This window comes from Komagataeibacter rhaeticus, assembly GCF_011611525.1.
In the GTDB taxonomy this organism is placed as follows: domain Bacteria; phylum Pseudomonadota; class Alphaproteobacteria; order Acetobacterales; family Acetobacteraceae; genus Komagataeibacter; species Komagataeibacter rhaeticus.
Map to the genome: position 1 here is coordinate 834,215 of NZ_CP050139.1, position 25,114 is coordinate 859,328.

Here is a 25,114-nt window from a genome sequence, read left to right on the forward strand (position 1 = left end):
GGAACGTCCATGCCTTGCCGGCATGGGCGTTTTTTCATGCGGGCCCGTTACAGCCAGTGCTCGAAAAAGCTCAGCGTGCGCTGCATGGCCAGCGTTGCGGCCGCTTCGTTATAGGAAGGGCGGTCAGTGCAGCCAAAGCCGTGATCGGCCCCTTCATAGGTGAAGATCTCGATATCCTCATGCGCCGCGCGGATGGCTTCCACCTCGCTTGCGGGGATATGCGCGTCGTCTGCGCCAAAATGCAGTTGCACGGGGCAGTCGGGCACCTGGCTGCGGGTCTGGGCAATGCCGCCGCCATACCAGGCCACGGCCGCGGCAAAGGCCCTGGTGTGGCAGGCTGCTTCCCATGCCAGTTTGCCGCCCCAGCAGAAGCCGACAATGCCTTTCCTGTCCGTTGGCAGGATAGCGGCCGCGGCAACAAGGTCCTTCAGTGTGTCGGCCTGTGCAATCCGGCTGCGCAGGGCCAGGCCCTCCTGTATGCCGGCGCTGTCATAGGGCAGGATGGCATCGCGCCGCACGCGATCAAACAGGGCGGGGGCAATGGTCTGATAGCCCTGTGCCGCAAAGGAATCGCATACGGCGCGGATATAGGGCGTGATCCCGAATATTTCCTGCACCACCACAACGCTGCGCGCGGCATCTGGCCGACCGGCCCGGTAAGCGGAAAATGCATGCCCGTCGGTCGCGGTAATGGTGATGACTGCGCCCATGGCCTCTACTCCATTTGTTCCATTATTGTCCGTCACACAATGATGCGGGGCATCATCGCGTCAATATGAAACCCGCGTGAGGACGGTGTTTATGAGAATTTTCTCCTGCCCGCACCATATCCCGGCTTTCATCCGCCCGACCGGGACGGCACCATCGGGCATGTGGATGCATGGGCCGACTGGAAAACACAGCACGGCGGCGGATGAGACGGAACTGCCGGTGCCGACGCCCGACCGGTACTGGTTCCGTTAAGCCCCATGCAGGGAGAGCGCATTCCCCTGGCATGGCAGGGGGCAGGGACGGAATCGGTGCCACCCCCATCATGCATTGCACGGAGGGCAGGGCCTCCCCTTTTGACGGGTCGGGCCTGGGGAAAACAGGTGTCTGATATTAAAAGATAAAATCCTGACATCCAGCTTTGTTGTACTGGACACGCGAATTCCACGCCATCAGCCCCGTCCCGCTTCTTGACACCCGTAGGGGGGCTTCCTATCTGGTTGTTAGCACTCTCATGAGGGGAGTGCTAACGCGATGCGGCCTGGCGCGCGCGCCAACCGGTGGCGTTGCTTGATTCAAGGGCGTTACCTTTAGATATTATGGAGCGATCCATCCCATGACGAAATTTCGTCCCCTGCATGACCGTGTGGTCGTCCGTCGCCTCAAGAGCGAGGAAAAAACCGCAGGTGGTATCATCATTCCTGAGACCGCCAAGGAAAAGCCGATGGAAGGCGAGGTGATCTCGGCAGGCCCGGGTGCCCGTAACGAGCAGGGCCAGATCGTGGCCCTGGACGTAAAGGCGGGTGACCGCGTGCTGTTCGGCAAGTGGTCGGGCACGGAAGTGACGATCAACGGTGAAGAACTGCTGATCATGAAGGAAAGCGACATCATGGGCGTGGTCGGCTGACCCACCCGCGTTTTCCGCACCGAGTAACCTCCTGAAAAACTTTCCATACCGGAGAATAAGAAAATGGCAGCCAAGGACGTAAAGTTCGGCGGTGAAGCCCGCCAGCGCATGCTGCGTGGCGTGGACATTCTTGCAGACGCAGTCAAGGTGACGCTGGGCCCCAAGGGTCGTAACGTCGTGCTCGACAAGAGCTTCGGCGCACCGCGCATCACGAAGGACGGTGTCTCCGTCGCCAAGGAAATCGAACTGGCCGACAAGTTCGAGAACATGGGCGCGCAGATGGTGCGCGAAGTCGCCTCCAAGACCAACGACATCGCGGGCGACGGCACCACCACCGCCACCGTGCTGGCGCAGGCCATCGTGCGTGAAGGTGCCAAGGCCGTGGCCGCTGGCATGAACCCGATGGACCTCAAGCGCGGCATCGACAAGGCGGTTGGCGTTGTTGTTGAAGAGCTGAAGAAGAACGCGAAGAAGATCACGACCCCGGCCGAGACGGCACAGGTCGGCACGATTTCCGCCAATGGCGAGGCCGAGATCGGTGAAATGATCTCCAAGGCCATGCAGAAGGTCGGTTCCGAGGGCGTCATCACGGTGGAAGAGGCCAAGGGCCTGCACACCGAGCTGGACGTGGTCGAGGGCATGCAGTTCGACCGTGGCTACATCTCCCCGTATTTCGTGACGAACGCGGAGAAGATGACCGTCGATCTGGACAGCCCCTACATCCTGATCCACGAGAAGAAGCTCTCCTCGCTCCAGCCGATCCTGCCGCTGCTCGAAGCTGTTGTGCAGTCCGGCCGTCCGCTGCTGATCATCGCGGAAGATGTTGATGGCGAAGCGCTGGCGACCCTGGTGGTCAACAAGCTGCGTGGTGGCCTGAAGATCGCCGCCGTCAAGGCCCCGGGCTTTGGCGACCGCCGCAAGGCGATGCTGGAAGACATCGCGATCCTGACCGGCGGCCAGGTGATCAGCGAAGATCTGGGCATCAAGCTGGAAAGCGTGACGCTGGACATGCTGGGCACCGCGAAGAAGGTGCACATCGACAAGGAAAACACCACCATTGTCGAAGGCGCTGGCAACAGCGAGGGCATCAAGGGCCGTTGCAGCCAGATCCGTGCGCAGATCGAGGAAACCACCTCCGACTACGACCGTGAGAAGCTGCAGGAACGCCTGGCGAAGCTGGCTGGCGGCGTTGCCGTGATCCGCGTCGGTGGCTCCACCGAGATCGAGGTGAAGGAGCGCAAGGACCGCGTTGACGATGCCCTGCACGCGACCCGTGCGGCGGTTGAGGAAGGCATTGTCCCCGGTGGTGGCACGGCACTGGCCCGCGCTTCGACCAAGCTGGGTGGCCTGCACTTCCATAACGACGACCAGCGCGTCGGTGCGGACATCATCCGCAAGGCCCTGCAGGCCCCGCTGCGCCAGATCGCCCACAACGCGGGTGAAGACGGTGCGGTCATTGCCGGCAAGGTTCTGGAAAACGACACCTACACCTTCGGTTTCGATGCCCAGATGGGTGACTACAAGGACCTGGTGGCAGCCGGCATCATCGACCCGATGAAGGTCGTGCGCACGGCGCTGCAGGATGCGGCCTCGGTCGCGGGCCTGCTGATCACCACCGAAGCGATGGTGGCCGAGCGCCCCGAGAAGAAGGCTCCTGCCATGCCGGAAGGTGGCATGGGCGGAATGGGTGGCATGGGCGGCATGGACTTCTGAGCATAGCCTCAGGCCATGCCGGGTGTCCGGGGATGGCGGGTCCGCCCGCCTTCCCCACCCCCTGCGGACTTTTCGGAAAAACGGGTGTGACTTCGGTCACACCCGTTTTTTTATGGCGTTTTTTTATGGCGTGGGGGAAGCCGGTTTCCGCGCGGCAACCAGCAGGAAGGTTGGCCGGTCACGCTCGGGTGCCCAGTCGGGGTGGGTTGCAAGGTCCTGGTCGCTCGGGCTCCATTCCTCCACATGCGTGATGGCAAATCCCGTGCCGGTCAGCAGGTTGAGCAGGGTGCCCAGCGTGCGGTGCTGCTTGATCACGCCCGGCGCCAGCCAGTCCGTGCTGCGGGGACCTTCGATCTGGTAGTCATTGAGCGGCCAGACACGGGTGCCCGCGGCATCCTGTATCCAGTCGGGCCGGGACGGGGCGGTATAGATCGGGTGTTCGGTGGAAAACACGAAGTGCCCGCCCGGTACCAGCCCTGCGTGAATGGTGCGGAGCAGGGGGGCAAGGTCGCGGATATAGTGCAGCGCCAGCGAACTGTAGGCCAGATCGAACGCCGCTGCGGGCAGGTCCAGCGTTTCCAGATCCTGCCGGGCATAGGTAATGGCCGCGTCATGGCCGAAGCCGCGGGCGCGGGCCAGCATGTTTTCCGACAGGTCTATCCCCAGTACCGATCCGGCATGGCGCGCGCTGGCCCAGCGGCAGAACCAGCCAAAGCCGCAGCCCAGGTCAACAATGCGCGCGCCCGCAAGCGGCGGCAGCAGGGCCTGCATGGCGGGCCATTCCGCCGCGGCATCCAGCCCCGCGCGTGAGCGGGGCAACTGGCTGTAGCCATGAAAGAAATCGGGCTGGTCATAAATGTTCTGGCTCATGGGCAGTGGGTTCCGCGCGGTCTGATTCGTTACGGTTTAAAGTGTATTGCATTGCCGGGCCGCCGGTAAGGCATGCCATGCGGGCGGGGCGGCGGCCGAACGGTGGGCCCCATAGGCGGGCAGTCACTATTTTTTGATTGATTATGTCCCGATCTGCGCGGCCAGCGCGCGTCATCATTTGACAGGGCGGCCCTTTTCATGCTGCCCCTATGGTGCACGAACGACGTGAAAGCTGCAGGGTGTTTTCCGGATGCCCCGTTTTTTTCATGGCCGTAAAGGCACGCGCCCGGATTGCCGGTATTAGGACCGGCAAGGATGGCGCTGGAGAAGAGACTGGCTATGGCTACCGGAAAAGTAAAATGGTTCAACGCAACCAAGGGTTTTGGCTTCATCATGCCCGATGATGGCGGCAAGGACGTGTTTGTGCATATCACTGCCGTGCAGGCGGCTGGCCTGCGTGGCCTGAACGAGGATCAGGCTGTCAGCTACGACATCGCCATGGAACGTGGCAAGGCCGCCGCGACCAACCTCAAGGCGCTCTGACACTTCTCCCGCTCCGGGGAATGGTGTAGCGGGAAGGGCCCGGGCGTCCGGTCAGTGAAGCTGGCCGGTTGCCGTATCCTGCTCATGCAGGAAGGCCCCGATCTCCGCCGCCGCGGCACGCAGGCCCAGGCGGCGCACCGTTACCCCGGCGGGAAAAGCCGATAGCAGGCGTGATGGGGTGCGCCTGTCCAGCAGGACGAACACACCCCTGTCCTGACGGCTGCGGATCAGCCGTCCAAAGGCCTGCCGCAGGCGCAGGCGGGCTATCCTGTCGTCATACCGCCCCGGTTCCCCGCCCGACAGATGGATGCGCCGCTCCCGGTGCAGGATGTCGGGCCGTGGCCAGGGCACGCGTTCGAACGCGACCAGCCGCAGTGCCGCGCCCGGCACATCCACCCCGTCACGCATCGCATCCGTGCCCAGCAGGCTGGCATTGTGCTCGCTGCGCAGTATGTCCACCAGTGTTGTGTTGTCCATCGGGTCCACATGCTGGGCGTAAAGCGGCAGCCCGGCTGCTTCCAGCGGGGTCACGATGCGGCGGTAGACGTCCCGCAACCGCGAGATGGCGGTGAACAGCCCCAGCGCCCCCCCGTTCGATGCCATGAACAGCGTGCGGTAGGCCCCGGCCAGGGCAGCCGGGTCATCATGCGCCACATCGGTAATGATGAAGGCCCGGCTCTGCCGCGCGTAATCGAACGGGCTGGGGAAGGACGCCCGGATGGCGGGGGAGGGCAGATGGATCGCGCCCGCACGGGCTTCGGCCGCATCCCAGGCGCGGTCCGCCCCTTCATCATCCGATGCATCCCCCGTCTCGTCACGCAGGGTTGCGGAAGTGACCAGCACGCCATGCGCAGGGGCGGCCAGCACGCTGGCAAAGGGAATGGTCGGGTCCAGCCAGTGGCGGTACAGCCCTACATCCCGCTCACCGGGGTTCTGGCCCTCGCGCCGGTCCATGCGGATATAGTCGATATATTGCGGGGTTTCGCCATCCACCTGCGGTTTTTCCGCCTGGATGCTGCCCAGCATGGCGCACCAGCCATCCACCCGCGCCAGCGCGCGCCGGCGGATGGAGCGGCTGGCGGCGGCTATGCGTTCGCGCATCGGGGTATCCAGCCAGTCGGCCTCGGTCTCCAGCGCCTCATCCAGTCGCGCCACCAGCGTGCGCAGGGGTTCGGCCAGCCGCCGCAGGGCGCGCTCCATGGCCTGCGCCGCCATGCGCAGCGCATCGGGCATGGGATAGAGATCACATTCACTGTCGCTTCGCCGGGGGCCGCCCTCGGGGCTGCCCTGCGTGCGGGCCAGTACCTGCTGGCGCAGTTCGTGCAGCAGCATCTCGGTGGGGTTGGACAGGGTTGGCTCACCTGATTCCGTCCCGGCAGCGGCGGGCGGGGTGGCCGCGCGGTGCACGGGATCAAGGGCGGCAAGGCGCGCCGACCATCCTGGTGCCGGCAGCGCGCGGGCGGCCATCAGGGCGGTATCGAGCGGGGTTTCCATGCGGGGGATATGGGTCAGCAGGTCTTCCAGCCGGCGCCGCAGCCCACGGGCGCGCGAGCGTGCCCCTTCGGCCCCCAGCAGCCAGCGCCGCAGTTCGGCGGCCTCCAGCCCCGACAGTTCAAGGGCGAAGGCACTGTCCGCCGCATCGGCAATGTGGTGCCCCTCGTCCATGATGTAGCGGGTGGGGGTGTGGTCCTCGTTACTGGTGTCCGACCCGTCCAGCGCGTGCCATGCCGCCTGCGACATGACCAGCGCGTGATTGGCAATGACAAGGTCCGCCGTACGGGCGCGGCGGATGGAATGCTCCACCATGCAGCTCTGGTAATGCGGGCAGGCGCCATGGATGCACTCGCCACGGCGGTCGGCAATGCTGACCAGCAGCCCACGGCCGAACAGGTCGGCAAACCAGCCGGGCAGGTCGCCGCCAAACAGGTCGCCATCCTGCGTATGGGCGGCCCACAGCGCAATCAGCGCCAGCCCGACCAGCGCGCCATTGCCCGCCTGCCCGCGTGAGAGGGCGATGTTCACGCTCTCTTCCATATTGAGCAGGCACAGGTAGTTCTCCCGCCCCTTGCGCACCACCACATGCGCCATGCGCGTGGCCGGGTCGGGGTGCAGGCGGCCCAGTTCCGATTCGATCTGGCGCTGCAGGTGGCGGGTATAGGTACTGATCCATACACTGCCACCATTGCGCCGTGCCCAGATGCTGGCAGGGGCTACATAGCCCAGCGTCTTGCCGGTGCCGGTTCCCGCTTCCGCCAGCACCATGTGCGGGTCGCCCTGCGTTGCGCGCGGGGCGAAGGCGCTGGCCACGACATGGCTGAAGGCTTCCTGCGCGGGGCGCTGTTCGGCCCCTTCACCCAGTATGGCGCGCAGGCGGGCGCGTGCTTCCTCCCCCGTGACCGGATGCGCGCCGGGAGCGGGGAGCGGGGCGGTTTCCTCCCATTGGGGCAGGCGGGTCCAGACCCGCAGCGCGTCATTGGGCTGGATGGCGTCGGCCGGGGGGCGTTCGTCCGGGCCAAGCCCCAGTGCGGCACAGGTGGCAGCCCCCCATGGCCAGCCCGCTTCACGCATGCGCCAGGCCAGCGCGGTCTTTATGGCCGCCTCGGGCGTGTCGCGCGTCCGGGCCAGGCGGTGCAGCAGCGCGAAGGCCAGGTCGGGCAGCAGGTCGGCCTCGGGCGCGTCCAGCCTGTGGGCTGCAATGTCCAGTGCCCCGCCCAGTCCGCGCGCGGTGGGGGGCACGCCCCGGGCGGGCATGACAAAGGCAAAAAGCTCAAGCAGGTCCAGCCACGGGCCGGGGCGTGGCAGCGGCGGCAGGTCGAGCCTGCGGGCCATGGCGGGGGCATGGATGACAAGCGGCGCGGGCCAGTGCGGCAGTTCGCGCCGTATGTCTGCTGCCGTTATGGTCAGCAGTTCCCCATCCGGGGTCAGGACCGACCAGGCGCCATTGCGCGGCAGGAGTGCCGGCGCGCTGTCCGGCAGGGGCGGGGTGTCTGGCATGCTGGTACATGATATAGGGCACGCGCGGACGTCTGTCGCCCGTCGTGTGTCATGTATTCTCATTGCTGTACCACAGGGTGTGGAATAGGATAATTGACCCGCGTCCTTCCTGCCCATAGCTTGCCGGTCCATGTCAGAACAGCACCCCTCCCTTATCTCGCCCCTTCCCAAGTCCTGGCCGTTCGAGGAGGCGGCGAAACTCGCGGCCCATGTGGGCGGGCGCGAGGTGACGCCGTCCCGTCCCGCCCTGCTGGAAACCGGCTATGGCCCGTCCGGGCTGCCCCATATCGGCACGTTTGGCGAGGTGGCGCGCACGTCATGGGTGCGGCAGGCCTTCACGAAGCTGACCGGCCTGCCCACGCGGCTGCTGGCGTTTTCCGATGATATGGACGCCCTGCGCAAGGTGCCGGAAAATGTGCCCAACCAGGACATGCTGCGCCAGTATATCGGCAGGCCGCTGTCGCGGGTGCCCGACCCGTTCGGCACGCATGACTCCTTTGCCGCCCACAACAATGCCCGCCTGCGGTCCTTCCTTGACGGGTTCGGGTTTGAATACGAATTCGCCTCCTCCACGCAGTATTACGAAGGCGGCCGTTTTGATGCGGCCCTGAAGCGCGTGCTGGAAGTGCATGACCAGATCGTGGCCGTGATTGCCCCGACACTGGGCGAGGAACGGCGCGCAACCTATTCCCCCGTCCTGCCCATTCACCCGCGCACCGGCCAGGTCATGCAGGTGAAGATGGATGCGATCGACCCCGTGGCGGGCACGGTGCGCTGGACCGATGAAGATGGCGAGACGTTCGAGACCCCCGTCACCGGCGGCCACGCCAAGATGCAGTGGAAGGCCGACTGGGCCATGCGCTGGTATGCGCTGGGTGTGGATTACGAGATGTCGGGCAAGGACCTGATCGACAGTGTGCGCCTGTCGGGCAGGATCTGCCGCATCCTTGGTGGCCAGCCGCCAGCAGGGCTGACCTATGAGCTGTTTCTGGACCAGAACGGGCAGAAGATCTCCAAGTCCAAGGGCAATGGCATATCGGTCGAGGAATGGCTGCGCTATGCCCCGGCTGAAAGCCTTGGCCAGTACATGTTCAACGCCCCGCAGCGTGCCAAGCGCCTGTTCTTTGACGTGATCCCCAAGGCAACGGATGAATACCTGGCGCATGTGGCCAAGGCCAAGACCCTTGCCACCGATGATCCGCAGCTTCTGACCAACCCGGCCTGGTTCATCCACAAGGGCCTGATCCCGGCGGATGCGGGCAGCCCCGTCACGTTTGGCATGCTGCTCAACCTGGCCAGCGTGGCCAATGCCGAGACGCCGGATGTGCTGTGGAAGTTCATCCAGCGTTATGATGCGCAGGCCACACCCGAAAGCTGCCCCATGCTGGCGCGGTTGGTGGAACACGCCATTGTCTATTACGCCGATTTCGTGCGCCCCACGAAGCATTACCGCGCGCCCGATGCGCATGAGCGCCGCGCACTGGCTGATCTGGCCGAAGCCCTGCGCGGGCTTGAAGGGGCGGAGATAACCCCTGATGCCTGCCAGAACCTGGTGTTCGAGATCGGCAAGACCCATGGCTTCGAGCCGCTGCGGGCATGGTTCGGCTGCCTGTATGAAGTGCTGCTGGGGCAGAAGGAAGGGCCGCGTTTCGGGATTTTTGTAGCCCTGTACGGCGTTGCGGAGACCGTGGCCCTGATCGAGGCGGCCCTGACCCGCACCGAAGGAACAGCGGCCTGAGGGCCAGCCCATGGCTGAACGTCCATCGCAAGCTGACGACCGGCTGCCGGACGAAGCAGGGCAGTCGGCACCAGGTCCGTCACCCGCGCGGCGCAGGAGCGCGCTGATCCGCCACCTGCCCCACGGGATCGGGCTGCTGCTGCTGGTAGGGGCTGTGATTGTGGTGCAGCGCGAGGTCCGCAGCCTGCACTGGCATGACATCAGTCTTGCGCTGGCGGCCATTCCCGCCGGCACGCTGTGGGCGGGGGCGGGCTTTACGCTGCTGTCCTATCTTGTCCTGTCTTTCTATGACTGGCTTGCGGTGCGGCAGGTGGGGTGCAGGCTGGCCTTCCGGCGCACGGCGTTCGCGGCCTTCTGTTCCTATGTGCTGTCGCACAATCTCGGGTTTTCGGCTATTTCCGGGGCGGCGGTGCGCTTCCGGCTGTATGGCAACTGGGGGCTGAGGCCATTCCAGGTGGCCCAGATCATCGCCTTCTGCTCGGCCACCTACCTGCTGGGGGCCGCCGTGCTGATCGGTGGCGTGCTTGTGCTGGAACCGGGCACGGTGCCCTTCATCGGCAATGCGCTGCCCGCCATGGTAATGCGGCTGGCGGGCGTGCTGCTGTGGGGCGGGGTGATCGCCTATGTGGTCATGGGCCATTATGTGAACGAGGTGAAGATCTGGCGGTGGCAGATCACCTTCCCCTCATCCACCATGGCGGTCATGCAGACCGTGGTGGCGGCGCTGGAAGTGGCCGCGACCGCCACGATTGCCTACACGTTCCTGCCCGTGGCGCCGGGGCTGGATTACGGTACGTTCCTTGCCATCTACATCGCCTCCTACACGGCAGGGCTGGTGGCCAGCGTGCCCGGCGGGCTTGGGGTATTCGATGGTACCATGATGCTGGCGCTGGGCGCCTATGTGCCCGCGACCCGTATCGTGACCGCCATCCTGATCTTCCGGCTGTTCTACTACATCGTGCCCCTGTTCGTGGCGGGAATCATGTTCGCCGCCCATGAACTGTTCCTGCGCGGTGATGCCGCCCTTGCGCGCAAGGCGGGTGCCCGCAGTCCGCTGCGTGGGCCGCGCACGGGCCGGGCCAGTCAGGTCATACGGGAAAGCGAGGCCGATTTTTCCGTGGCCGTGGCCACGGGCGCCGTATCACTATGTGGGGGGCTGCTGCTGGCGCTGACGCTGCTCGATCCCGAAAACTGGCTCAATGCCGGACGGCTGCAGCCGGTTTTTGCCATGGTGGGGGATTACCTGCTCTCGCTTGCGGGTGTTGCGCTGATCGGGCTGGGCATTGGCCTCTCGCAACGTGTAACGCTGGCGTGGAAGGCCACGCTGGTCCTGCTGGGCGGTGCCTGCGCGCTGACCCTGCTGCGTGGCTCCCCCATGGCGGTGCCGGGGCTGCTGCTGCTGGTCTGCATGCTGATCGCGCCCTTCCGCAGTTCCTATTACCGCCATGCCCGGATCATGAGCGAGCCGCTTTCGTCCCACACCATCGTGTCGCTTGTGCTGCTGATCAGTTCCGTCGTGGTGCTGGTGCTGGCGGGACCGCATGATTCGGCGGGCGGAAGCTGGTGGGAGATCATGCTGTTTGCCACCCGTCCCGGCATTGCGCAGTGGACGCTGGGGCTGGCGGTCATGCTGGGGCTGGTCATGATCGTGCGGCTGGTGCGGCCGGGGCGCATCCATGTCCTGCCATGGGACAGCGCCACGCGCGCGCGTTATGGCGCGCTGGACCATGCGCTGGAGGGGCTGGGGCAGCGCACGCCGCCGCCCGCGGGGCTGATACCGGGGGCACGCCGGCAGGCCCTGCTGCCGTTTGTGCGGCTGGGGCCGTACCTGATCGGGCTGGGTGATCCGGCGGGCAGCATGGATGACTGTGTTTCCACCATCTGGTGGCTGCGTGACCTTGCGGTGCAGGAAGGCTGCCAGCCGGCATTCTGGCGCACGGGCATATGCCTGCTGCCGGTCTATAACGAACTGGGGCTGACCCCCTGGCCGCTGACGGAAGAGGGCGATCCCAGTCACCCCTGGTTCCTGTGTGCCGCGGCCGATGACCTGAACATGGTCCGGGCGCTCATGCGCCGGACCTTCGTGCCAACCGGGCCGGAAAGGGACTGAGCCACCATGTGCCATGATCCGTGCAGCAGCAGGCGCAGGCCATGACGGCGCATGCGGGACTGCTGACCCATTTTTCCACCGTGGTGGGGCTGCCCAGCCTGCCGGGTGCCTTTCTCATGGCGTTTCCGGCGCTGTTTTCCATCGTCAACCCGCTGGGGGCGGCGCTTATTTTCGCGCAGGTTACGGCCGGGCAGTCACGCCGCAACTGTATTGCGCTGGCGCGGCAGGTCGCACTCTATTCCGCCGTGCTCATGCTGGCCTCCATCTGGATGGGGGGGCTGGTTCTTTCATTTTTCGGCATTACCATCGACGCACTGCGTATTGCCGGCGGACTGGTGGTGGCGGTGCGGGCGTGGTCCCTGCTGCAGGCACCGGAAACGGAGGAAGCCCGCAAGCAGGCCCAGGGCAGCGCGGTGCAGGCCAGCGCCAACATCATGGGGCAGGCATTCTTTCCCCTGACCATGCCCTTTACCGTTGGCCCCGGCACGATTGCGGTAGCGATTGCCCTGGGGTCCGAAGGGCCGCCGGGGGGCAACCATTTCGTGTTCTATGGCGTGCTTTCGCTTGCGGGACTGCTGGTGGCGGGGATTGTATGGGCCGCCTATACCTACGCCGACCAGCTGCTGTGCCTGCTGGGTACCACGGGCACACGCATTGTCTCGCGCCTGGCTGCGCTGATCCTGCTTTCGATCGGGGTACAGATCCTGATTACGGGCGTGCAGGGTGTGATCCTGTCCAGCGCGCATGCCGTACTGCTCATGGCCAGCTGATCACGGCCTGCGTCCAGCGCGCTGGCTCAATTCTGTAATCATGGAGAAGTTTCTGGTGAAGCTTTTTTCAAAAAGCTTTGAAGAATGCAGCCTTTTTGAAAAAAGGTGGCACCCAGAGACCTTTATTGTTGTGGGTCAGGTCTTCAGTCCGCAGGCGCGGGCGCAATAACAGGTAGTGGCTGGCCTGCCAGAACGGCCTGTACACATGCGCGCAGGGCAGGCAGCACGTCACTGCCAAAACGGGGTGTGCGCCGTTCCCATGCACCGGTGCGCCATGATGGGTGCGGGAGTGGAAAATAGCGTGGCAGGTAGCGGCGGAAGTCGAGGCAGCGCTCACTGACCCGCCCCTTGCCCAGAATGTGCTGCTGGGCATACGACCCCACGACAAGGGTCAACCGGATATCAGGCATCTGCGCCATGATGCGGGCCCGCCACTGCGGCGCGCATTCAGGGCGGGGCGGGCAGTCGCCCCCCTGCGGCAGGCGGCCGGGATAGCACAGGCCCATGGGCACCAGCGCGATCCGGCTTGAATCATAGAATGTGGCCCGGTCTATGCCCATCCACCCGCGCAGCCGATCGCCCGAGGCATCATTGAAGGACTGTCCCGTTTCATGCACCCGCGTGCCGGGGGCCTGGCTTGCAATCAGCAGCCGTGCCGTGCGCGAGACATGCAGGACCGGGCGGGGGCCAAGCGGCAGGTGGGCGGCACAGGTCTGGCAGGCGCGGATGGCATCAAGCAGGTCTTGCAGGGTTTCGGCCATGGTCCAGCCTTACGCCGCCATCAGGTCGTGTGTCCAGATCGGCACGGTGCGGGTGGCCGGCCCCAGAATGACCTGTTCGAACGCGGATGGCCCCTGTGGCGCGTCAAGGTTGAACAGCATGGTATCCGCATGATCGGCCACGTTCTCCACAAATCCCGCCGCTGGATACACAACGCCGGACGTGCCGATGGCGACAAACAGGTCACATGCCGCCAGATGCCGGGCAATGGCGTCCATATGATGGGGCATTTCCCCAAACCATACGATATCGGGCCGTAGCGCGGGCTGGCCGCAATGGGGGCAGGGTGTGTCGGGATAGCAGTCGGTATGCCATGGCGGGGTGGCATGGCAGCGGGTGCAGCGCAGGCGCAGCAGTTCGCCATGCATGTGAATCACATTCCGGCTGCCCGCGCGTTCATGCAGGTCGTCTATGTTCTGGGTAACGATGGTGACCTGCCCCTGCCACCGGCCGGTGCGCGCGGCCTGTTCCAGTTCGGCCAGTGCGCGGTGGGCGGCATTGGGCTGCACGTCGGCCAGCTGGGCTCTTAAACCATTGTAGAATCGATCCACTCGAAGCGGGTCACGCCGGAAGCCCTGGGGCGTGCAGATATCCTCGATCCGCTCATGGTTCCATAATCCGTCCGGTCCCCGGAAGGTCTGGAGCCCGGATTCCTGGCTTATGCCCGCGCCGGTCAGTACCACGATGTGCCGCATGCTGGAGTCTCCGTTCGATAATGGCGTGATGCAGTATGAACAGGGCCCTTAAAACAGGAAAACCGCCATGGGTGGAACCCATGGCGGTTTTACCTGGTCAGCATTCAGGGAAAGGTGGCTCCGGGGAGCCACCCTGCCGCATTACTGCGCGGCGTCCTGACCGGTGTGCGTCTGCGGTGCAAACGTCCAGCCTGAGCCATAGGGCTGCGGCAGGAAGACCGACCAACCACTGCTCATGCTGTTCCAGCCCGAGCTGGAAACCGGGGCGCCCGTGTCACGCAGCTTGGTCACATCCGCCGCCGTAACGGTGCCGGGTGCCTTGTTGCCCCAGCTGGTGCGGATGAAGTTGACCACGTCAGCAATCTGCTGAGCGGACAGCGACTTGCTGTAACCCGGCATGGCCACTGCGGACGGTGCCCAGTTGCTTGGCGGCAGCACGCCACCATGTGCAATCACGTTCACCAGCGAGGTCGGGTTCTCGGTCACGACAACCGGGTTGCCAGCCAGCGGCGGGAACATGCGGGCCACGCCACCACCGTCGTTACGGTGACAGATGGCGCATTCCTTCACATACGTATCGGCACCCGGGACACTGGCGGTGTTACCCGAAGCCAGCATGGTCGCGGTGGACGCATCGTAGGTGTAGTTGCCCTGCGAGGGCGGTACCGGCGGCAGGCTCTTCAGGTACTTCGCCATGGCATGCAGGTCCGCATCCGTGAAGTACTGGGTGCTCCATGCCACCACGTCACCCATGCCACCGAATACGGCGGAGTGGTCGATACGGCCGGACTTGAGGAAGGTGTAGATGTCATCCTCGGACCAGCGGCCCAGACCCACGACCGGGTCGTTGCGCAGGCTGGGGGCAACCCAGTTGTCAATCGGGGCGCCACCGGCCAGGAAGTCAGGCCCACCCTTGGCGTCCAGTGCCTTTTCCTGCATGGCGAAGCCACGCGGGGTATGACAGGCGCCGCAATGGCCCGGACCCGTGACCAGGTATTCGCCACGCGCCACGTCGGCATCCGTGCCCGGAGCCGGTGTGTAATCCGCCGGCGCGGGCGAGAACATCATACGCCAGATGCCCAGGGGCCAGCGCATGGACAGCGGCCAGGAAATTTCCGGCTGCTTGTCCGGCTGTGCCACCGGCTTCACCCCATGCATGAAATACGCATACAGCGCCTGCATGTCTTCCTTCGTCATACGGGCGAAGGAAGGATAAGGCATGGCCGGATAGAGCGTGGACCCATCCTTGCGGATACCGTGGCGGACGGCTTCATCGAATTCCGCAAACGTATAGCGACCGATACCGTAGGTGGGGTCCGGTGTGATGTTTGTGGAATAGATTGTGCCGATGGGGCTCTTGATTTCAAGCCCACCCGCATAAGCCTGACCGTGGAGGGCGGTATGACACGCTACGCAGTCACCCAGTCGTGCGACATACGCCCCCTTTTCGACTAGCGCGGAGTCGGCACTGGGCGTCTGAGCCAATGCCGTCCCTGCCAGCAGACTAAACGCTGCCGCGCTGAATGTCACCTTAAGCCTGTTGATCATTATGTTCACCATCATGCGTCGCGTCGATGCGAAAAATTGTCAAAACCGGGAGATTACGGCAGCTGCTCGGGGATACCGGCAGTGTTCTTCCGGGCGTCAACTTCCCTCTGATAGGTCTCGTTCGCACGCTTGATCAGGAACTGACGAATGTCCTCAATCTCGGTCGGGTTCATGCTGCTGTCGAAGCGGTCCATACCGTAGGCGGTAAGCGCGCCGCGGCCGACAACATTGTAGAACGCATCCTCGTGGCGGATGGAACCGGACCAGCGCAGGTCAGGCAGCACACCCGCACCTTCGGCATTATCACCATGACAGGCGGCGCAATAGGTCTGGAACTGGAAGTAACCGTTATCCGTACGCTTGCTGTCGAACTCCGCCGGCGGCTTGACGGGCAGGAAGCCCTGGTCGTTCTGCTTGGGCAGGGGGCCGGACTTGCCATCGAGCGAGAAGGCGATGATGCGCGAATGGTTGACGGTCCAGCCGCTGGTGCGGGCAAGGCCACCAAGGAAGAATGGATAGATGCCACCCCAGCCCACTTCGACCGCGACATACTGCTTGCCATTGGCAAGGTAGGTGACGGGCGGCGCGATGATGCCGCTGTCAGCCGCGAAGTGGAACAGGTCGGAACCGTTCGTCGCGTCATAGGCATGGAATTCGCCGTTTGCCAGGCCCTGGAACAGCAGGTCGCCGCCAGTTGCCAGGATACCGCCGTTCCACGGGCCCTTGTGGTCCACGCGCCAGGCTTCGGCCTGCTTCTGCGGGTCCCAGGCCACGATCCAGCCCTTCAGGTCCTTAACAAATGCCTGCTTGGCTTCGGGCGAGTCGGGAATGCCGACCTTGTTCATGTCCAGACCCAGGTTCCAGCTGTCCGGGTGCGGGGTGAAGCCGCCAACCTGGTTGGTGTACAGGAAGGGCACCTGCTGCGCCGGGATATAGACCAGCCCGGTCTTGGGGCTGAACGCCATGGCCGCGAAGTTGTGGCCGCCAAGGTCACCCGGAATGCCGTACCAGTCCTTGCCCGTAAGGGTGTAGAGCGCATCGGGGTTGTAGATCGGGCGACCGGTCTTGGGATCAAGGCCGCTGGCCCAGTTCACATAGACGTAGTTCTTGCCCGAGATGAACTCGCCGGTCTTCGCATCGATGATGTAGAAGAAGCCGTTCTTCGGCGCGTGAACGATGACGTGACGGGTCTCACCGTTGATCGGCAGGTCAAGCGTCATGATCTGCTGGACCGAGGTGAAGTCCCACTGGTCCATCGGCGTTTCCTGGAAATGCCAGACGTATTCGCCGGTTTCCGGCTTCAGCGCCACGATGCTGCCCAGGAACAGGTTGTCGCCCTTGCCTTCGGAACGGTACTTGTAGTTCCACGGCGAACCGTTGCCAACACCCAGGTAGACCAGGTCGGCCACGGGGTCATACACGATGGAATCCCAAACCGTGCCGCCGCCACCCTGGCGGGTCCAGGCGCCGGTCGGGCTCCAGGTCTGGTAGGCCTTGTTCATCAGCACGCTGTCGGATGCGGCGTGGTCCGGCTCGTTCTTGGGGTTCGGAACCGTGAAGAAGCGCCAGTCGACCTTGCCGGTCTCCGCATCGAAAGCCGTGACAAAGCCACGGGCGCCGAATTCGGAACCACCATTGCCGATGATCACGCGGCCCTTGGCGATGCGCGGCGCGCCATCAACCGTATAGGAACGCTGCTTGCCCAGCTGGGCTTCGGGCGGGATGGTGTTGACACTCCAGACCAGCTTGCCGGTCTTGGCGTCAAGCGCGATCAGGCGGCCATCGAACGTGCCGAAATAGACCTTGCCGTTCCAGTAGGCGGCGCCACGGTTGACCGTGTCACAGCAGCCCTTGTCGGCAATGTTGCCGGGCACGCGCGGGTCATAGGACCACAGCAGCTTGCCGGTTGCGGCATCGACGGCCTTCATCATGCTCCAGTTGGTGGTGGCGTACATGACACCATCGACAACCAGCGGCGTGCCTTCCTGGCCACGGTTGGTATCAAGGTCCAGATACCAGGCCAGCTTGAGGTTACCAACGTTGGAACGGTTGATCTGGTCCAGCGGGCTGTAGCGCTGTTCAGAATAGGTGCGGCCGTAGGTCATCCAGTTGCCGGGGTGATCATCGGCGTGGATGATCGCTTCCCCCGTGGCGCCCTGCCCGTCATCCGCGGATGCCATGACGGCATGACCCGAGATAAGAGCCGCACATATCGTTCCGGCTGTAAGCGTTCTGCTCAGAGAACGTCTTTTTCCGAAAACGGCAGAAATCATATGTGATGTCCTCAGAAAACTAACGGTTTCGAATTCAGGACGCCCGCCGCTGCAACTTTCCGCCGGGGCAGGCTTTCTGAATGTACCCGGTAAAAAAGCGCGGGGTGCGCCTCTTTTCCGACCAGACAGGAAACCGGCTTCAGGCAGGGTAGAAAAGCAGGCAGTCCGTTTCATCCGAACATAGAGAGGCTAGCACGCCCGTCTCCTGACATTTTAGTGTTCAGGCTCACTAAAACGTGAACATGGTGTCCGATAAGCAATGATACGGATAGCTGGACATTGTGGAGAAATCCTAAAAATGTGTTGATATATCTAGGAAAATTACAATACGTGTCTGGTCGTCGGTGGCATGTGGTTCACAATAATTCGTCAGAAATATATTTTTATTATTCATAAATGGCATGAATTATGGATCGGGCTGCCTTGCCGGAACCGTAATGGACCCTCCCCCGCCAGCTTCCGTGCGGAGAATCAGGACGGCAGGGGATAGTGTTCCAGTGCTTCGTGGAAGGGGCCATCAGCATGGCGGATGGAACGGAAAAGCGTGAAATGCCCGACTGTCTGCGGCTGCGATGCGGGCAGGGCGGTAGCCAGCCAGCGTTGCCGCAGCTCCGGGCCCGGATTGTGCAGGTGCCCCAGCGTGACATGCGGTACGAAGCGCCGGCTGTTTGGTACCGTGGCGGGCAGGATGCGATTCATCACCGCGCGCACCCGGCTGCGCAGGTGCAGCAGGGCGGGATCCGGTGCGCAGCCAATCCACAGCACGTCCCGGGCGGGACGGCCATGGGTTTCGAACAGGCCGGGGGCGGCCAGTTCCAGCAGGGGAGGGGCGGCGTGAATGGCGCAGAGGGCGTGATGAATTTCTTCCAGCTGGTGTGGCTGGGTGACCTCACCGATGAAATGCAGGGTGAGGTGCCAGGATTCGGGGGCAGTCCACGCCACGTCCGGCAGGCTGCCCCGCAGGTCAGCCAGTGCCAGCGAGATGGAAGGCGGAAGTTCCAGGCCAATGAAAAGACGCATGATGATCCTGCCGGTAAAAAGGGAGAAACGGCATATGCCGGACTGACAGGTGTACAGTATATATAGTGTGATGTGCCCGGGAGGCATGTTGCCGTATTGTAATGTGTTGGACACGCTGTAGTTCTTGAACGTGTTCTACCGTAGCCCCACATGCTGGGAGAGGCACGTCGGTCCAGGACGTGGAGGAAGGAAACACAATGGCTTTTGGCCCTGATTCGCGGAGCTTCATCCGCCCCACCGCTAACAGCGCCGTGGACTCTGTCGATATGGGCCTGCGCGCCTATATGCTGCGAGTCTACAACTGGATGGCATCAGGACTGGTCCTGACCGGACTCGTCGCCTATCTGATTGCCAATACCGGACTGCAGGCGCTGTTCTATCAGCATGTGCCGCTGCCCATGGGTGGGGTGGCACTGCGGCCGACCGCGCTGTCCATGCTGGCCATGATCGCGCCGCTGGGCTTCGTGCTGGTCATGTCGTTTGGCGTCAACCGCCTGTCCACCCAGACGGTACAGACCCTGTTCTGGCTGTTCTGCGGGGTGATGGGTGCCAGCATGTCCAACATCTTCATGGTGTTTACGGGTGTTTCGGTCACGCGGGTGTTCTTCATTACGGCCGCCACCTTCTGCACCATGTCAATCTGGGGATACACGACTCGTACCGATCTCAGCCGGTTCGGTTCTTTCCTGATGATGGGACTGTTCGGTCTTGTCATTGCGGGGCTGGTGAACATGTTCCTGCACAGCCCGGGACTGTATTTTGTCTACAGCGCGGTCGGTGTGCTGCTGTTTGTCGGGCTGACCATGTTCGACACCCAGCGCATCAAGGCCACCTATCAGCAGTTCGCCTATTACGAAGGCGCGGATCAGGCTGCCAAGCGGTCCGTCTATGACGCGCTCAACCTGTATCTGAACTTCATCAACCTGTTCCAGTTCCTGCTGCAGTTCATGGGCGTGCGCAGCAACAGCAACGACTGAGACAGGAGTCCTGACCTATCAAGACCGATACGGTCTGATATGAGGGGCCAGCAGGGCCGCCACGCAAGTGGTGGCCCTTTTTCGTATGAAATGATGACCCTGACGGGGCAGTTGTTAAAAAAGATAAGACTTATTCATATATAGAAAATATTAAATGACGAGAGTGTGAGCTTCGTGACACTTGCGCAACCCATTGTAAAACAATGATTTTTTTGAATAAATTTTTAGCAATGAAATCTATTGAAATATTATGTGAAGGCTTGCTTCTAAGGCCATTCCGGTCGGATAACCCTTGAATAGAGAAACCATATGAAAGGGTATGCGGCACAGGACATGCGCTTCAGCACACAGGACGGCATCGCGATTTATGGTCCGATCTGCCCTGACAGTAATGATTACGTAAGGTCTGGCGGGCCGTATTGATCAAGATCATGGTCAGCCGGTCGGCAACTAACTCATGACGGATGCAAACCGAAAGAGAGCGTTTTTCGATTTCGGAAGTCGACGTAGGCGCGATGTCGCTGGGTGCCAGGGGGAAAGCCGGATGCATTTTCCCTGCCAAGCGTATAACGTGGCCGTTGTTGTCTAAGCCCGTGGATGAAGCGAGGATGTGAGCAAAACAGGGTGATGTCGAAACCAACGAGGCGTGAGATGAAGAAAAAAATCTTGCCAAGATTAACAAAGCTGATGAGTCTATCTTCGGCAGCGCTGCTAGCAGGCTGCACATGGGATACACTCGACCCCAAGGGCGTGATCGGTTTACACGAGAAACAACTGATCCTGACCTCGACCTACGCGATGCTGCTGGTTGTCATACCGGTCTGCATCCTGACGCTGGTGTTCGCATGGCACTACCGTCAGTCCAACACCGCGGCGGAATACCTGCCGAAATGGTCGCATTCCAACAAGATCGAGGTGGTCATCTGGGCCGTTCCCAGCCTGATCATCCTGTTCCTGGCGGTGCTGACCTACCAGACATGTCATTCGCTTGACCCGTACAAGCCGATTGAGGCTGACGCCAATGTCAAGCCCATTCATGTCGATGTTGTGGCACTGGACTGGAAGTGGCTCTTTATCTATCCGGATGAGGGAATCGCGACCGTCAACCAGATGGCCATGCCGGTCAACACGCCGGTTGACTTCCGGATCACGTCTGACTCCGTGATGAACTCGTTCTTCATCCCGCAGCTCGGCACGATGATCTACGCCATGGCAGGCATGCAGACACAGCTGCACCTGATTGCCAATGAAGCGGGTGACTTCCAGGGTGAATCCTCCAACTTCAGTGGCCGTGGCTTCTCCGACATGCGTTTCCGTGCGCTGGCAATGCCCGCGGACCAGTACAGCGCGTGGGTAGAGAAGGTTAAGGCTTCTTCCGAGCAGCTGGACAGCGCAAGCTATCCGAAGCTGGCCGCGCCGAGCGAGGCCAACCCGGTTGAATACTTCTCGCATGTCGATGCGGGTCTCTTTGATGAGATCGTTGCCAAGTACAACAACGGCATGGTCATGGATAAGAGCACCGGCAAGATGCTGCATGTGCAGCAGTCCGCGATGTCCGACATGAACATGAAGGAATAGGACAGATGTTTGGCAAATTGACTTTGTCGGCCATTCCTTATGATGTGCCGATCCTTGTTGGGACGTTCATCGGTGCGGCCATTGCTGGCCTCGCTGTTGTCGGTCTCATCACCTATTACGGTAAATGGGGCTACCTGTGGCGTGAATGGCTGACCTCGGTCGACCACAAGCGCATTGGTGTCATGTATATCGTTGTGGCCCTCGTGGCGCTGTTCCGTGGTTTTGCGGACGCGATCATGATGCGCTCCCAGCTTGCGCTGGCCTATGCCGGCAACCCCGGCTACCTGCCGCCGCACCACTATGACCAGATCTTCTCCGCCCACGGCACCATCATGATCTTCTTCATGGCCATGGCGTTCATGCAGGGTCTGATGAACATCGTGGTGCCGCTGCAGATCGGTGCGCGCGACGTGGCCTTCCCCTTCGTGAACACGCTGAGCTTCTGGATGACGACCATCAGCTTCCTGCTGGTCAACGTCTCGCTGTTCATCGGTGAGTTCTCGCAGTGCGGCTGGCTGGCCTATCCGCCCCTGTCCGAGCAGCAGTTCAGCCCCGGCGTCGGTGTTGACTACTATATCTGGGCGGTCCAGCTGTCCGGTGTGGGCACGCTGCTGACGGGTGTGAACTTCTTCGCCACCATCGTTAAGATGCGTGCGCCGGGCATGACCTACATGCGCATGCCGGTGTTCACCTGGACCATTTTCTGCACGACCGTGCTGATCATGGTTGCCTTCCCGATCCTGACCGTGGCCATGGGCCTGCTGGGTCTGGACCGTTACCTGGGCATGCACTTCTTCACCAATGACGGCGGCGGCAACCAGATGCTCTATCTGAGCGTGATCTGGGGCTGGGGCCATCCGGAAGTGTACATCCTGGTTCTGCCTGCCTTCGGTGCGTTCTCCGAAATCACGCAGACCTTCTCCCGCAAGCCGCTGTTCGGCTACAAGACCATGGTCTATGCGACCGCTTCCATCATGGTCCTGTCGCTGGTGGTGTGGGTTCACCACTTCTTCACCATGGGTGCCGGCCCGAACGTCAACGCGTTCTTCGGTATCATGACGATGATCATCGCGGTTCCGACCGGCGTGAAGATCTTCAACTGGCTGTTCACGATGTACAAGGGCCGCATTGAATTCCATGCGACCATGTACTGGGTGATCGGCTTCATGATCACCTTCTCGATCGGTGGTATGACGGGTGTCATGCTGGCCATCCCGGCCTCTGACTTCGTCCTGCACAACTCGCTGTTCGTTATCGCCCACTTCCATAACGTGATCATCGGTGGCGTGTATTTCGGTTACGTTGCCGCGATGAACTTCTGGTTCCCGAAGGCTTTCGGCTTCAAGCTGAACGAAGCCTGGGGCAAGCGCGCGTTCTGGCTGTGGTTCGTTGGCTTCTACTTTGCCTTCGTTCCGCTGTATGTCCTTGGTTTCGAGGGCATGACCCGTCGTATGAACCACTACGACAACCCCGAATGGCACCCGTGGCTGCTGCTGGCTGAAGTTGGCGCTGTCATGATCGCTTGCGGTATCGTGTGCCAGCTGACCCAGCTGTATGTCTCGATCCGTGACCGTAACCTGGCCGAGAACCGTGACCTGACGGGCGATCCCTGGAACGCTCGTACGCTGGAATGGTCCACGTCCTCGCCCCCGCCGTTCTACAACTTTGCTATCCTGCCGGAAGTGCATGAGCTGGATGCCTTTGCTCATGACAAGGAAGCCGGTATCGACACCCGTCAGGCCGGTGGCAACTATCAGCCGATCCACATGCCCAAGAACACGGCATGCGGTTTCCTGATCGGTGCCTTCAGCTTCGTGCTTGGCTTCGGCGCGATCTGGTACATCTGGTGGCTGGCGGCTGTTGGTCTGATTGGCGTCATCGCTACGGTGATCGCCCGTTCGTCCGACAATGACGTCGATTACTATGTGCCGGTGTCCGAGGTGGTTCGCATTGAGCAGGAGCACACCCATAACCTTATGGCAGCACAGGCAGCGGAATAATGGCGCAAAACATGACTGCTGATGCAGCCCATGCCCATGATGAACACCACGAATCTCCCGTGGTGTTCGGGTTCTGGCTGTATCTGATGACGGACTGCATCATCTTCGGTACACTGTTTGCAGTGTTCGCGGTGCTGCGTGACCAGTTTGCCGGCGGTCCGACCGGCCACGAAGTGTTCGAGCTTTCGGGTGTTGGCATTGAAACGGCAATCCTGCTGTTCAGCTCCATCACCTATGGTTTTGGCATGATTGCCGCCCACGAGAACAAGGTCAGCACCATGCGGACCTGGCTCGGGGTGACCTTCCTGCTGGGCCTGGGCTTCCTGTTCATGGAAATCCGTGAGTTCTCGCACATGATTGCCGAAGGTAACGGCCCGGATCGCAGCGCGTTCCTGTCGTCCTTCTTCACGCTGGTTGGCACGCATGGCCTGCATGTCACCTGCGGCCTGCTGTGGATGGCGGTCCTGCTGTTCCAGACGGCTGGCAAGACCGAGCTGAACGAGCGCATGATCGGCAAGCTGACCTGCCTCAGCCTGTTCTGGCACTTTCTGGACATCGTCTGGATCTGTGTCTTCACCTTTGTCTATCTGATGAGTGTGATCTGATGGGAGACCATATTTCTTCCTCGGGAGAGAGCCACGGGAGCGTAGGGTCTTACCTTACCGGGTTCGTACTGGCCGTGATCCTGACGGTTGCGGCGTTTGGTCTGGTGATGTCGCATGCGATGTCACCCTCCGCCACGGGCGGGGCGATTGCCCTGCTGGCGGTTGTCCAGATCGTTGTTCACCTGATCTACTTCCTGCACATGAACGGTTCGTCCGAACAGCGCTGGAATGTCATGGCATTTGTCTTCACGGTGCTGTCGGTTCTGGTCCTTGTGGCCGGCACGATGTTCATCATGCATGACACGTCCATCAACATGATGTCGCGCTAAGCGGCGTCATGTCGGGGTTCAGGGGGTGGGTCAAACCACCCCCGGGCCAGACAGCATAAAAAAAGACCGGCACGGGGAACCGTGCCGGTCTTTTTTATTGGGAAAAGCGACCCTGCGGTAAAGAAGCCGGGATCAGCCCTTCTGGGGTTCGGGAGAGAGAAGCTCTTTCTTGTTGGGCTTGTCTTTCCATTCCTCGGCATCGGCCGGGGCATCGAGCTTGCGCGTGATGTTGGGCCACACGGCGGCGTATTTGGCGTTCAGCTCGGCCCAGGGGGTGGCGCGGTCGTCGCTATCGGGGAAGATGGCCTCAGCCGGGCATTCGGGTTCGCACACACCGCAGTCGATGCATTCATCCGGATTGATTACGAGAAAATTCTCACCCGCGTAGAAGCAGTCAACCGGACAGACTTCGACACAATCCGTGAATTTGCAGCGAATGCAGTTTTCGGTGACCACATAGGTCATCGCCTATCTCCGATCATTATTTGTGCGGCCTGCGGCAATAGGCCCGGCCATTGAAAGGGATGAGGCATCACAGGGGATACGACCTCATCGGGAATGGCGGAAGATATGAGAGTGTTTTCGGGCCGTGGCAAGCCCAAGACCGCAGGTAATGCACAATCAGTGCCAGCATTGGCGGTAGCGCCACAATATTCAGGCGGTTTCCGGAACAATTTCATACAGAAGTTGTGCAAGTGGGGCGGATTGCCGCCGTTCTGCGCAGGCCCTGACGCGAATTACGATCACCGTTTTCCTGTCTGGCGAGGGCAGGGTCAGGATATCGCCAACATGCACCTGGGCGTGGGCCTTGGTCACACGCTGGCGGTTTATGCGCACATGTCCCCCTGTTGCCAGTTGCGCGCAGGCCGTGCGGCTGCGGCCAAAGCGGGCATGGAGCAGCCACAGGTCCAGTCGCTGGGCGGTTGGCATTGCAGGGGGCGGGGTCTGTTTCATGG

Annotated in this window: 22 protein-coding genes; 12 read left to right on the forward strand and 10 right to left on the reverse strand. The window is 62.2% G+C overall.

What is annotated here, in order from left to right; translation table 11 throughout:
- Positions 1-47: 47 nt before the first annotated feature.
- Positions 48-710: a dienelactone hydrolase family protein gene (locus GWK63_RS03885; RefSeq protein ID WP_039999372.1), complete on the reverse strand. Its 663-nt coding sequence runs from the start codon at positions 708-710 to the stop codon at positions 48-50.
- Positions 711-801: 91 nt separating this feature from the next.
- Between GWK63_RS03885 and GWK63_RS03890 the strand changes: the two genes are divergently transcribed.
- The 3 genes from GWK63_RS03890 to groL all read left to right on the forward strand — a co-directional run bounded on the left by GWK63_RS03890 (position 802) and on the right by groL (position 3,328).
- Complete coding sequence (locus GWK63_RS03890) at positions 802-963, forward strand: hypothetical protein (protein ID WP_007399242.1); 162 nt, start codon at positions 802-804, stop codon at positions 961-963.
- A 361-nt stretch (positions 964-1,324) separates the two neighbouring features.
- Positions 1,325-1,615 carry a co-chaperone GroES gene (locus tag GWK63_RS03895; RefSeq protein WP_034931502.1) on the forward strand — a complete coding sequence of 97 codons (291 nt, stop codon included), beginning with the start codon at positions 1,325-1,327 and terminating at the stop codon, positions 1,613-1,615.
- A 63-nt stretch (positions 1,616-1,678) separates the two neighbouring features.
- The gene (gene groL, locus GWK63_RS03900) at positions 1,679-3,328 is read left to right on the forward strand and encodes a chaperonin GroEL (protein ID WP_007399245.1); all 1,650 of its coding nucleotides are present in this window, start codon (positions 1,679-1,681) and stop codon (positions 3,326-3,328) included.
- A 123-nt stretch (positions 3,329-3,451) separates the two neighbouring features.
- Here the strand turns inward: groL and GWK63_RS03905 are convergent, their stop codons facing one another.
- A complete protein-coding gene (locus GWK63_RS03905) occupies positions 3,452-4,198 on the reverse strand; it encodes a class I SAM-dependent methyltransferase (protein WP_007399246.1) in 747 nt (248 codons plus the stop codon).
- 339 nt (positions 4,199-4,537) lie between these two features.
- On the opposite strand from GWK63_RS03905, the gene GWK63_RS03910 reads away from it, so the two are divergent.
- Positions 4,538-4,741, forward strand: a complete 204-nt coding sequence (locus GWK63_RS03910; RefSeq protein ID WP_010507660.1) for a cold-shock protein — start codon at positions 4,538-4,540, stop codon at positions 4,739-4,741.
- A 51-nt stretch (positions 4,742-4,792) separates the two neighbouring features.
- Here GWK63_RS03910 and GWK63_RS03915 read toward each other — a convergent pair whose 3' ends face one another.
- Positions 4,793-7,735: an ATP-dependent DNA helicase gene (locus GWK63_RS03915; protein ID WP_007399249.1), complete on the reverse strand. Its 2,943-nt coding sequence runs from the start codon at positions 7,733-7,735 to the stop codon at positions 4,793-4,795.
- A 130-nt stretch (positions 7,736-7,865) separates the two neighbouring features.
- Here GWK63_RS03915 and GWK63_RS03920 point away from each other — a divergent pair, with 130 nt between their 5' ends.
- From GWK63_RS03920 to GWK63_RS03930, 3 genes are read left to right on the forward strand one after another with little or no spacing between them, the layout of a single operon-like run.
- Positions 7,866-9,473 (forward strand): lysine--tRNA ligase, encoded by a 1,608-nt coding sequence (locus GWK63_RS03920; protein WP_039999375.1) that lies wholly within the window; start codon positions 7,866-7,868, stop codon positions 9,471-9,473.
- 10 nt (positions 9,474-9,483) lie between these two features.
- A complete protein-coding gene (locus GWK63_RS03925; protein ID WP_007399251.1) occupies positions 9,484-11,583 on the forward strand; it encodes a lysylphosphatidylglycerol synthase domain-containing protein in 2,100 nt (699 codons plus the stop codon).
- Between the two features lie 41 nt (positions 11,584-11,624).
- Entirely contained in the window at positions 11,625-12,353 is a 729-nt protein-coding gene (locus GWK63_RS03930; RefSeq protein ID WP_034931631.1) for a MarC family protein, read from the forward strand.
- Between the two features lie 143 nt (positions 12,354-12,496).
- On the opposite strand, the gene GWK63_RS03935 is transcribed toward GWK63_RS03930, so the two are convergent.
- The 5 genes from GWK63_RS03935 to thpR all read right to left on the reverse strand — a co-directional run bounded on the left by GWK63_RS03935 (position 12,497) and on the right by thpR (position 18,669).
- Positions 12,497-13,114 carry a uracil-DNA glycosylase family protein gene (locus GWK63_RS03935; protein WP_007399254.1) on the reverse strand — a complete coding sequence of 206 codons (618 nt, stop codon included), beginning with the start codon at positions 13,112-13,114 and terminating at the stop codon, positions 12,497-12,499.
- A gap of 9 nt (positions 13,115-13,123) precedes the next feature.
- Positions 13,124-13,828 (reverse strand): NAD-dependent deacylase, encoded by a 705-nt coding sequence (locus tag GWK63_RS03940; protein WP_039999377.1) that lies wholly within the window; start codon positions 13,826-13,828, stop codon positions 13,124-13,126.
- A 141-nt stretch (positions 13,829-13,969) separates the two neighbouring features.
- Positions 13,970-15,376, reverse strand: coding sequence for a c-type cytochrome (locus GWK63_RS03945; RefSeq protein WP_007399257.1), 1,407 nt, complete (start codon positions 15,374-15,376; stop codon positions 13,970-13,972).
- 53 nt (positions 15,377-15,429) lie between these two features.
- The gene (locus tag GWK63_RS03950) at positions 15,430-17,649 is read right to left on the reverse strand and encodes a PQQ-dependent dehydrogenase, methanol/ethanol family (protein WP_007399258.1); all 2,220 of its coding nucleotides are present in this window, start codon (positions 17,647-17,649) and stop codon (positions 15,430-15,432) included.
- Between the two features lie 471 nt (positions 17,650-18,120).
- On the reverse strand, positions 18,121-18,669 hold the full coding sequence (gene thpR, locus GWK63_RS03955; protein ID WP_039999380.1) for an RNA 2',3'-cyclic phosphodiesterase: 549 nt from the start codon (positions 18,667-18,669) through the stop codon (positions 18,121-18,123).
- A 197-nt stretch (positions 18,670-18,866) separates the two neighbouring features.
- Between thpR and GWK63_RS03960 the strand changes: the two genes are divergently transcribed.
- The 5 genes from GWK63_RS03960 (at position 18,867) to cyoD (ending at position 24,158) form a co-directional block, all read left to right on the forward strand.
- Entirely contained in the window at positions 18,867-19,646 is a 780-nt protein-coding gene (locus tag GWK63_RS03960; protein WP_007399260.1) for a Bax inhibitor-1/YccA family protein, read from the forward strand.
- A gap of 651 nt (positions 19,647-20,297) precedes the next feature.
- The gene (cyoA, locus tag GWK63_RS03965) at positions 20,298-21,224 is read left to right on the forward strand and encodes a ubiquinol oxidase subunit II (protein WP_166498128.1); all 927 of its coding nucleotides are present in this window, start codon (positions 20,298-20,300) and stop codon (positions 21,222-21,224) included.
- Between the two features lie 5 nt (positions 21,225-21,229).
- Positions 21,230-23,224, forward strand: coding sequence for a cytochrome o ubiquinol oxidase subunit I (cyoB, locus tag GWK63_RS03970; protein ID WP_007399264.1), 1,995 nt, complete (start codon positions 21,230-21,232; stop codon positions 23,222-23,224).
- Positions 23,224-23,829 (forward strand): cytochrome o ubiquinol oxidase subunit III, encoded by a 606-nt coding sequence (gene cyoC, locus GWK63_RS03975; RefSeq protein ID WP_034931528.1) that lies wholly within the window; start codon positions 23,224-23,226, stop codon positions 23,827-23,829. Before cyoB ends, cyoC begins: the two co-directional genes overlap by 1 nt.
- Positions 23,829-24,158 (forward strand): cytochrome o ubiquinol oxidase subunit IV, encoded by a 330-nt coding sequence (cyoD, locus tag GWK63_RS03980; protein WP_014106571.1) that lies wholly within the window; start codon positions 23,829-23,831, stop codon positions 24,156-24,158. Before cyoC ends, cyoD begins: the two co-directional genes overlap by 1 nt.
- Before the next feature lie 132 nt (positions 24,159-24,290).
- Here the strand turns inward: cyoD and fdxA are convergent, their stop codons facing one another.
- Positions 24,291-24,623, reverse strand: a complete 333-nt coding sequence (fdxA, locus tag GWK63_RS03985) for a ferredoxin FdxA (protein WP_039732808.1) — start codon at positions 24,621-24,623, stop codon at positions 24,291-24,293.
- Positions 24,624-24,812: 189 nt separating this feature from the next.
- Positions 24,813-25,112 (reverse strand): RNA-binding S4 domain-containing protein, encoded by a 300-nt coding sequence (locus GWK63_RS03990; RefSeq protein WP_007399268.1) that lies wholly within the window; start codon positions 25,110-25,112, stop codon positions 24,813-24,815.
- Positions 25,113-25,114 lie beyond the last annotated feature (2 nt).

Bases quoted from the DNA above. Each gene is read 5' to 3' on its own strand.
- GWK63_RS03885 (WP_039999372.1), bottom strand. From the start codon at position 710: ATGGGCGCAGTCATCACCATTACCGCGACCGACGGGCATGCATTTTCC.
- GWK63_RS03890 (WP_007399242.1), top strand. From the start codon at position 802: ATGAGAATTTTCTCCTGCCCGCACCATATCCCGGCTTTCATCCGCCCG.
- GWK63_RS03895 (WP_034931502.1), top strand. From the start codon at position 1,325: ATGACGAAATTTCGTCCCCTGCATGACCGTGTGGTCGTCCGTCGCCTC.
- groL (WP_007399245.1), top strand. From the start codon at position 1,679: ATGGCAGCCAAGGACGTAAAGTTCGGCGGTGAAGCCCGCCAGCGCATG.
- GWK63_RS03905 (WP_007399246.1), bottom strand. From the start codon at position 4,198: ATGAGCCAGAACATTTATGACCAGCCCGATTTCTTTCATGGCTACAGC.
- GWK63_RS03910 (WP_010507660.1), top strand. From the start codon at position 4,538: ATGGCTACCGGAAAAGTAAAATGGTTCAACGCAACCAAGGGTTTTGGC.
- GWK63_RS03915 (WP_007399249.1), bottom strand. From the start codon at position 7,735: ATGCCAGACACCCCGCCCCTGCCGGACAGCGCGCCGGCACTCCTGCCG.
- GWK63_RS03920 (WP_039999375.1), top strand. From the start codon at position 7,866: ATGTCAGAACAGCACCCCTCCCTTATCTCGCCCCTTCCCAAGTCCTGG.
- GWK63_RS03925 (WP_007399251.1), top strand. From the start codon at position 9,484: ATGGCTGAACGTCCATCGCAAGCTGACGACCGGCTGCCGGACGAAGCA.
- GWK63_RS03930 (WP_034931631.1), top strand. From the start codon at position 11,625: ATGACGGCGCATGCGGGACTGCTGACCCATTTTTCCACCGTGGTGGGG.
- GWK63_RS03935 (WP_007399254.1), bottom strand. From the start codon at position 13,114: ATGGCCGAAACCCTGCAAGACCTGCTTGATGCCATCCGCGCCTGCCAG.
- GWK63_RS03940 (WP_039999377.1), bottom strand. From the start codon at position 13,828: ATGCGGCACATCGTGGTACTGACCGGCGCGGGCATAAGCCAGGAATCC.
- GWK63_RS03945 (WP_007399257.1), bottom strand. From the start codon at position 15,376: ATGATCAACAGGCTTAAGGTGACATTCAGCGCGGCAGCGTTTAGTCTG.
- GWK63_RS03950 (WP_007399258.1), bottom strand. From the start codon at position 17,649: ATGATTTCTGCCGTTTTCGGAAAAAGACGTTCTCTGAGCAGAACGCTT.
- thpR (WP_039999380.1), bottom strand. From the start codon at position 18,669: ATGCGTCTTTTCATTGGCCTGGAACTTCCGCCTTCCATCTCGCTGGCA.
- GWK63_RS03960 (WP_007399260.1), top strand. From the start codon at position 18,867: ATGGCTTTTGGCCCTGATTCGCGGAGCTTCATCCGCCCCACCGCTAAC.
- cyoA (WP_166498128.1), top strand. From the start codon at position 20,298: ATGAAGAAAAAAATCTTGCCAAGATTAACAAAGCTGATGAGTCTATCT.
- cyoB (WP_007399264.1), top strand. From the start codon at position 21,230: ATGTTTGGCAAATTGACTTTGTCGGCCATTCCTTATGATGTGCCGATC.
- cyoC (WP_034931528.1), top strand. From the start codon at position 23,224: ATGGCGCAAAACATGACTGCTGATGCAGCCCATGCCCATGATGAACAC.
- cyoD (WP_014106571.1), top strand. From the start codon at position 23,829: ATGGGAGACCATATTTCTTCCTCGGGAGAGAGCCACGGGAGCGTAGGG.
- fdxA (WP_039732808.1), bottom strand. From the start codon at position 24,623: ATGACCTATGTGGTCACCGAAAACTGCATTCGCTGCAAATTCACGGAT.
- GWK63_RS03990 (WP_007399268.1), bottom strand. From the start codon at position 25,112: ATGAAACAGACCCCGCCCCCTGCAATGCCAACCGCCCAGCGACTGGAC.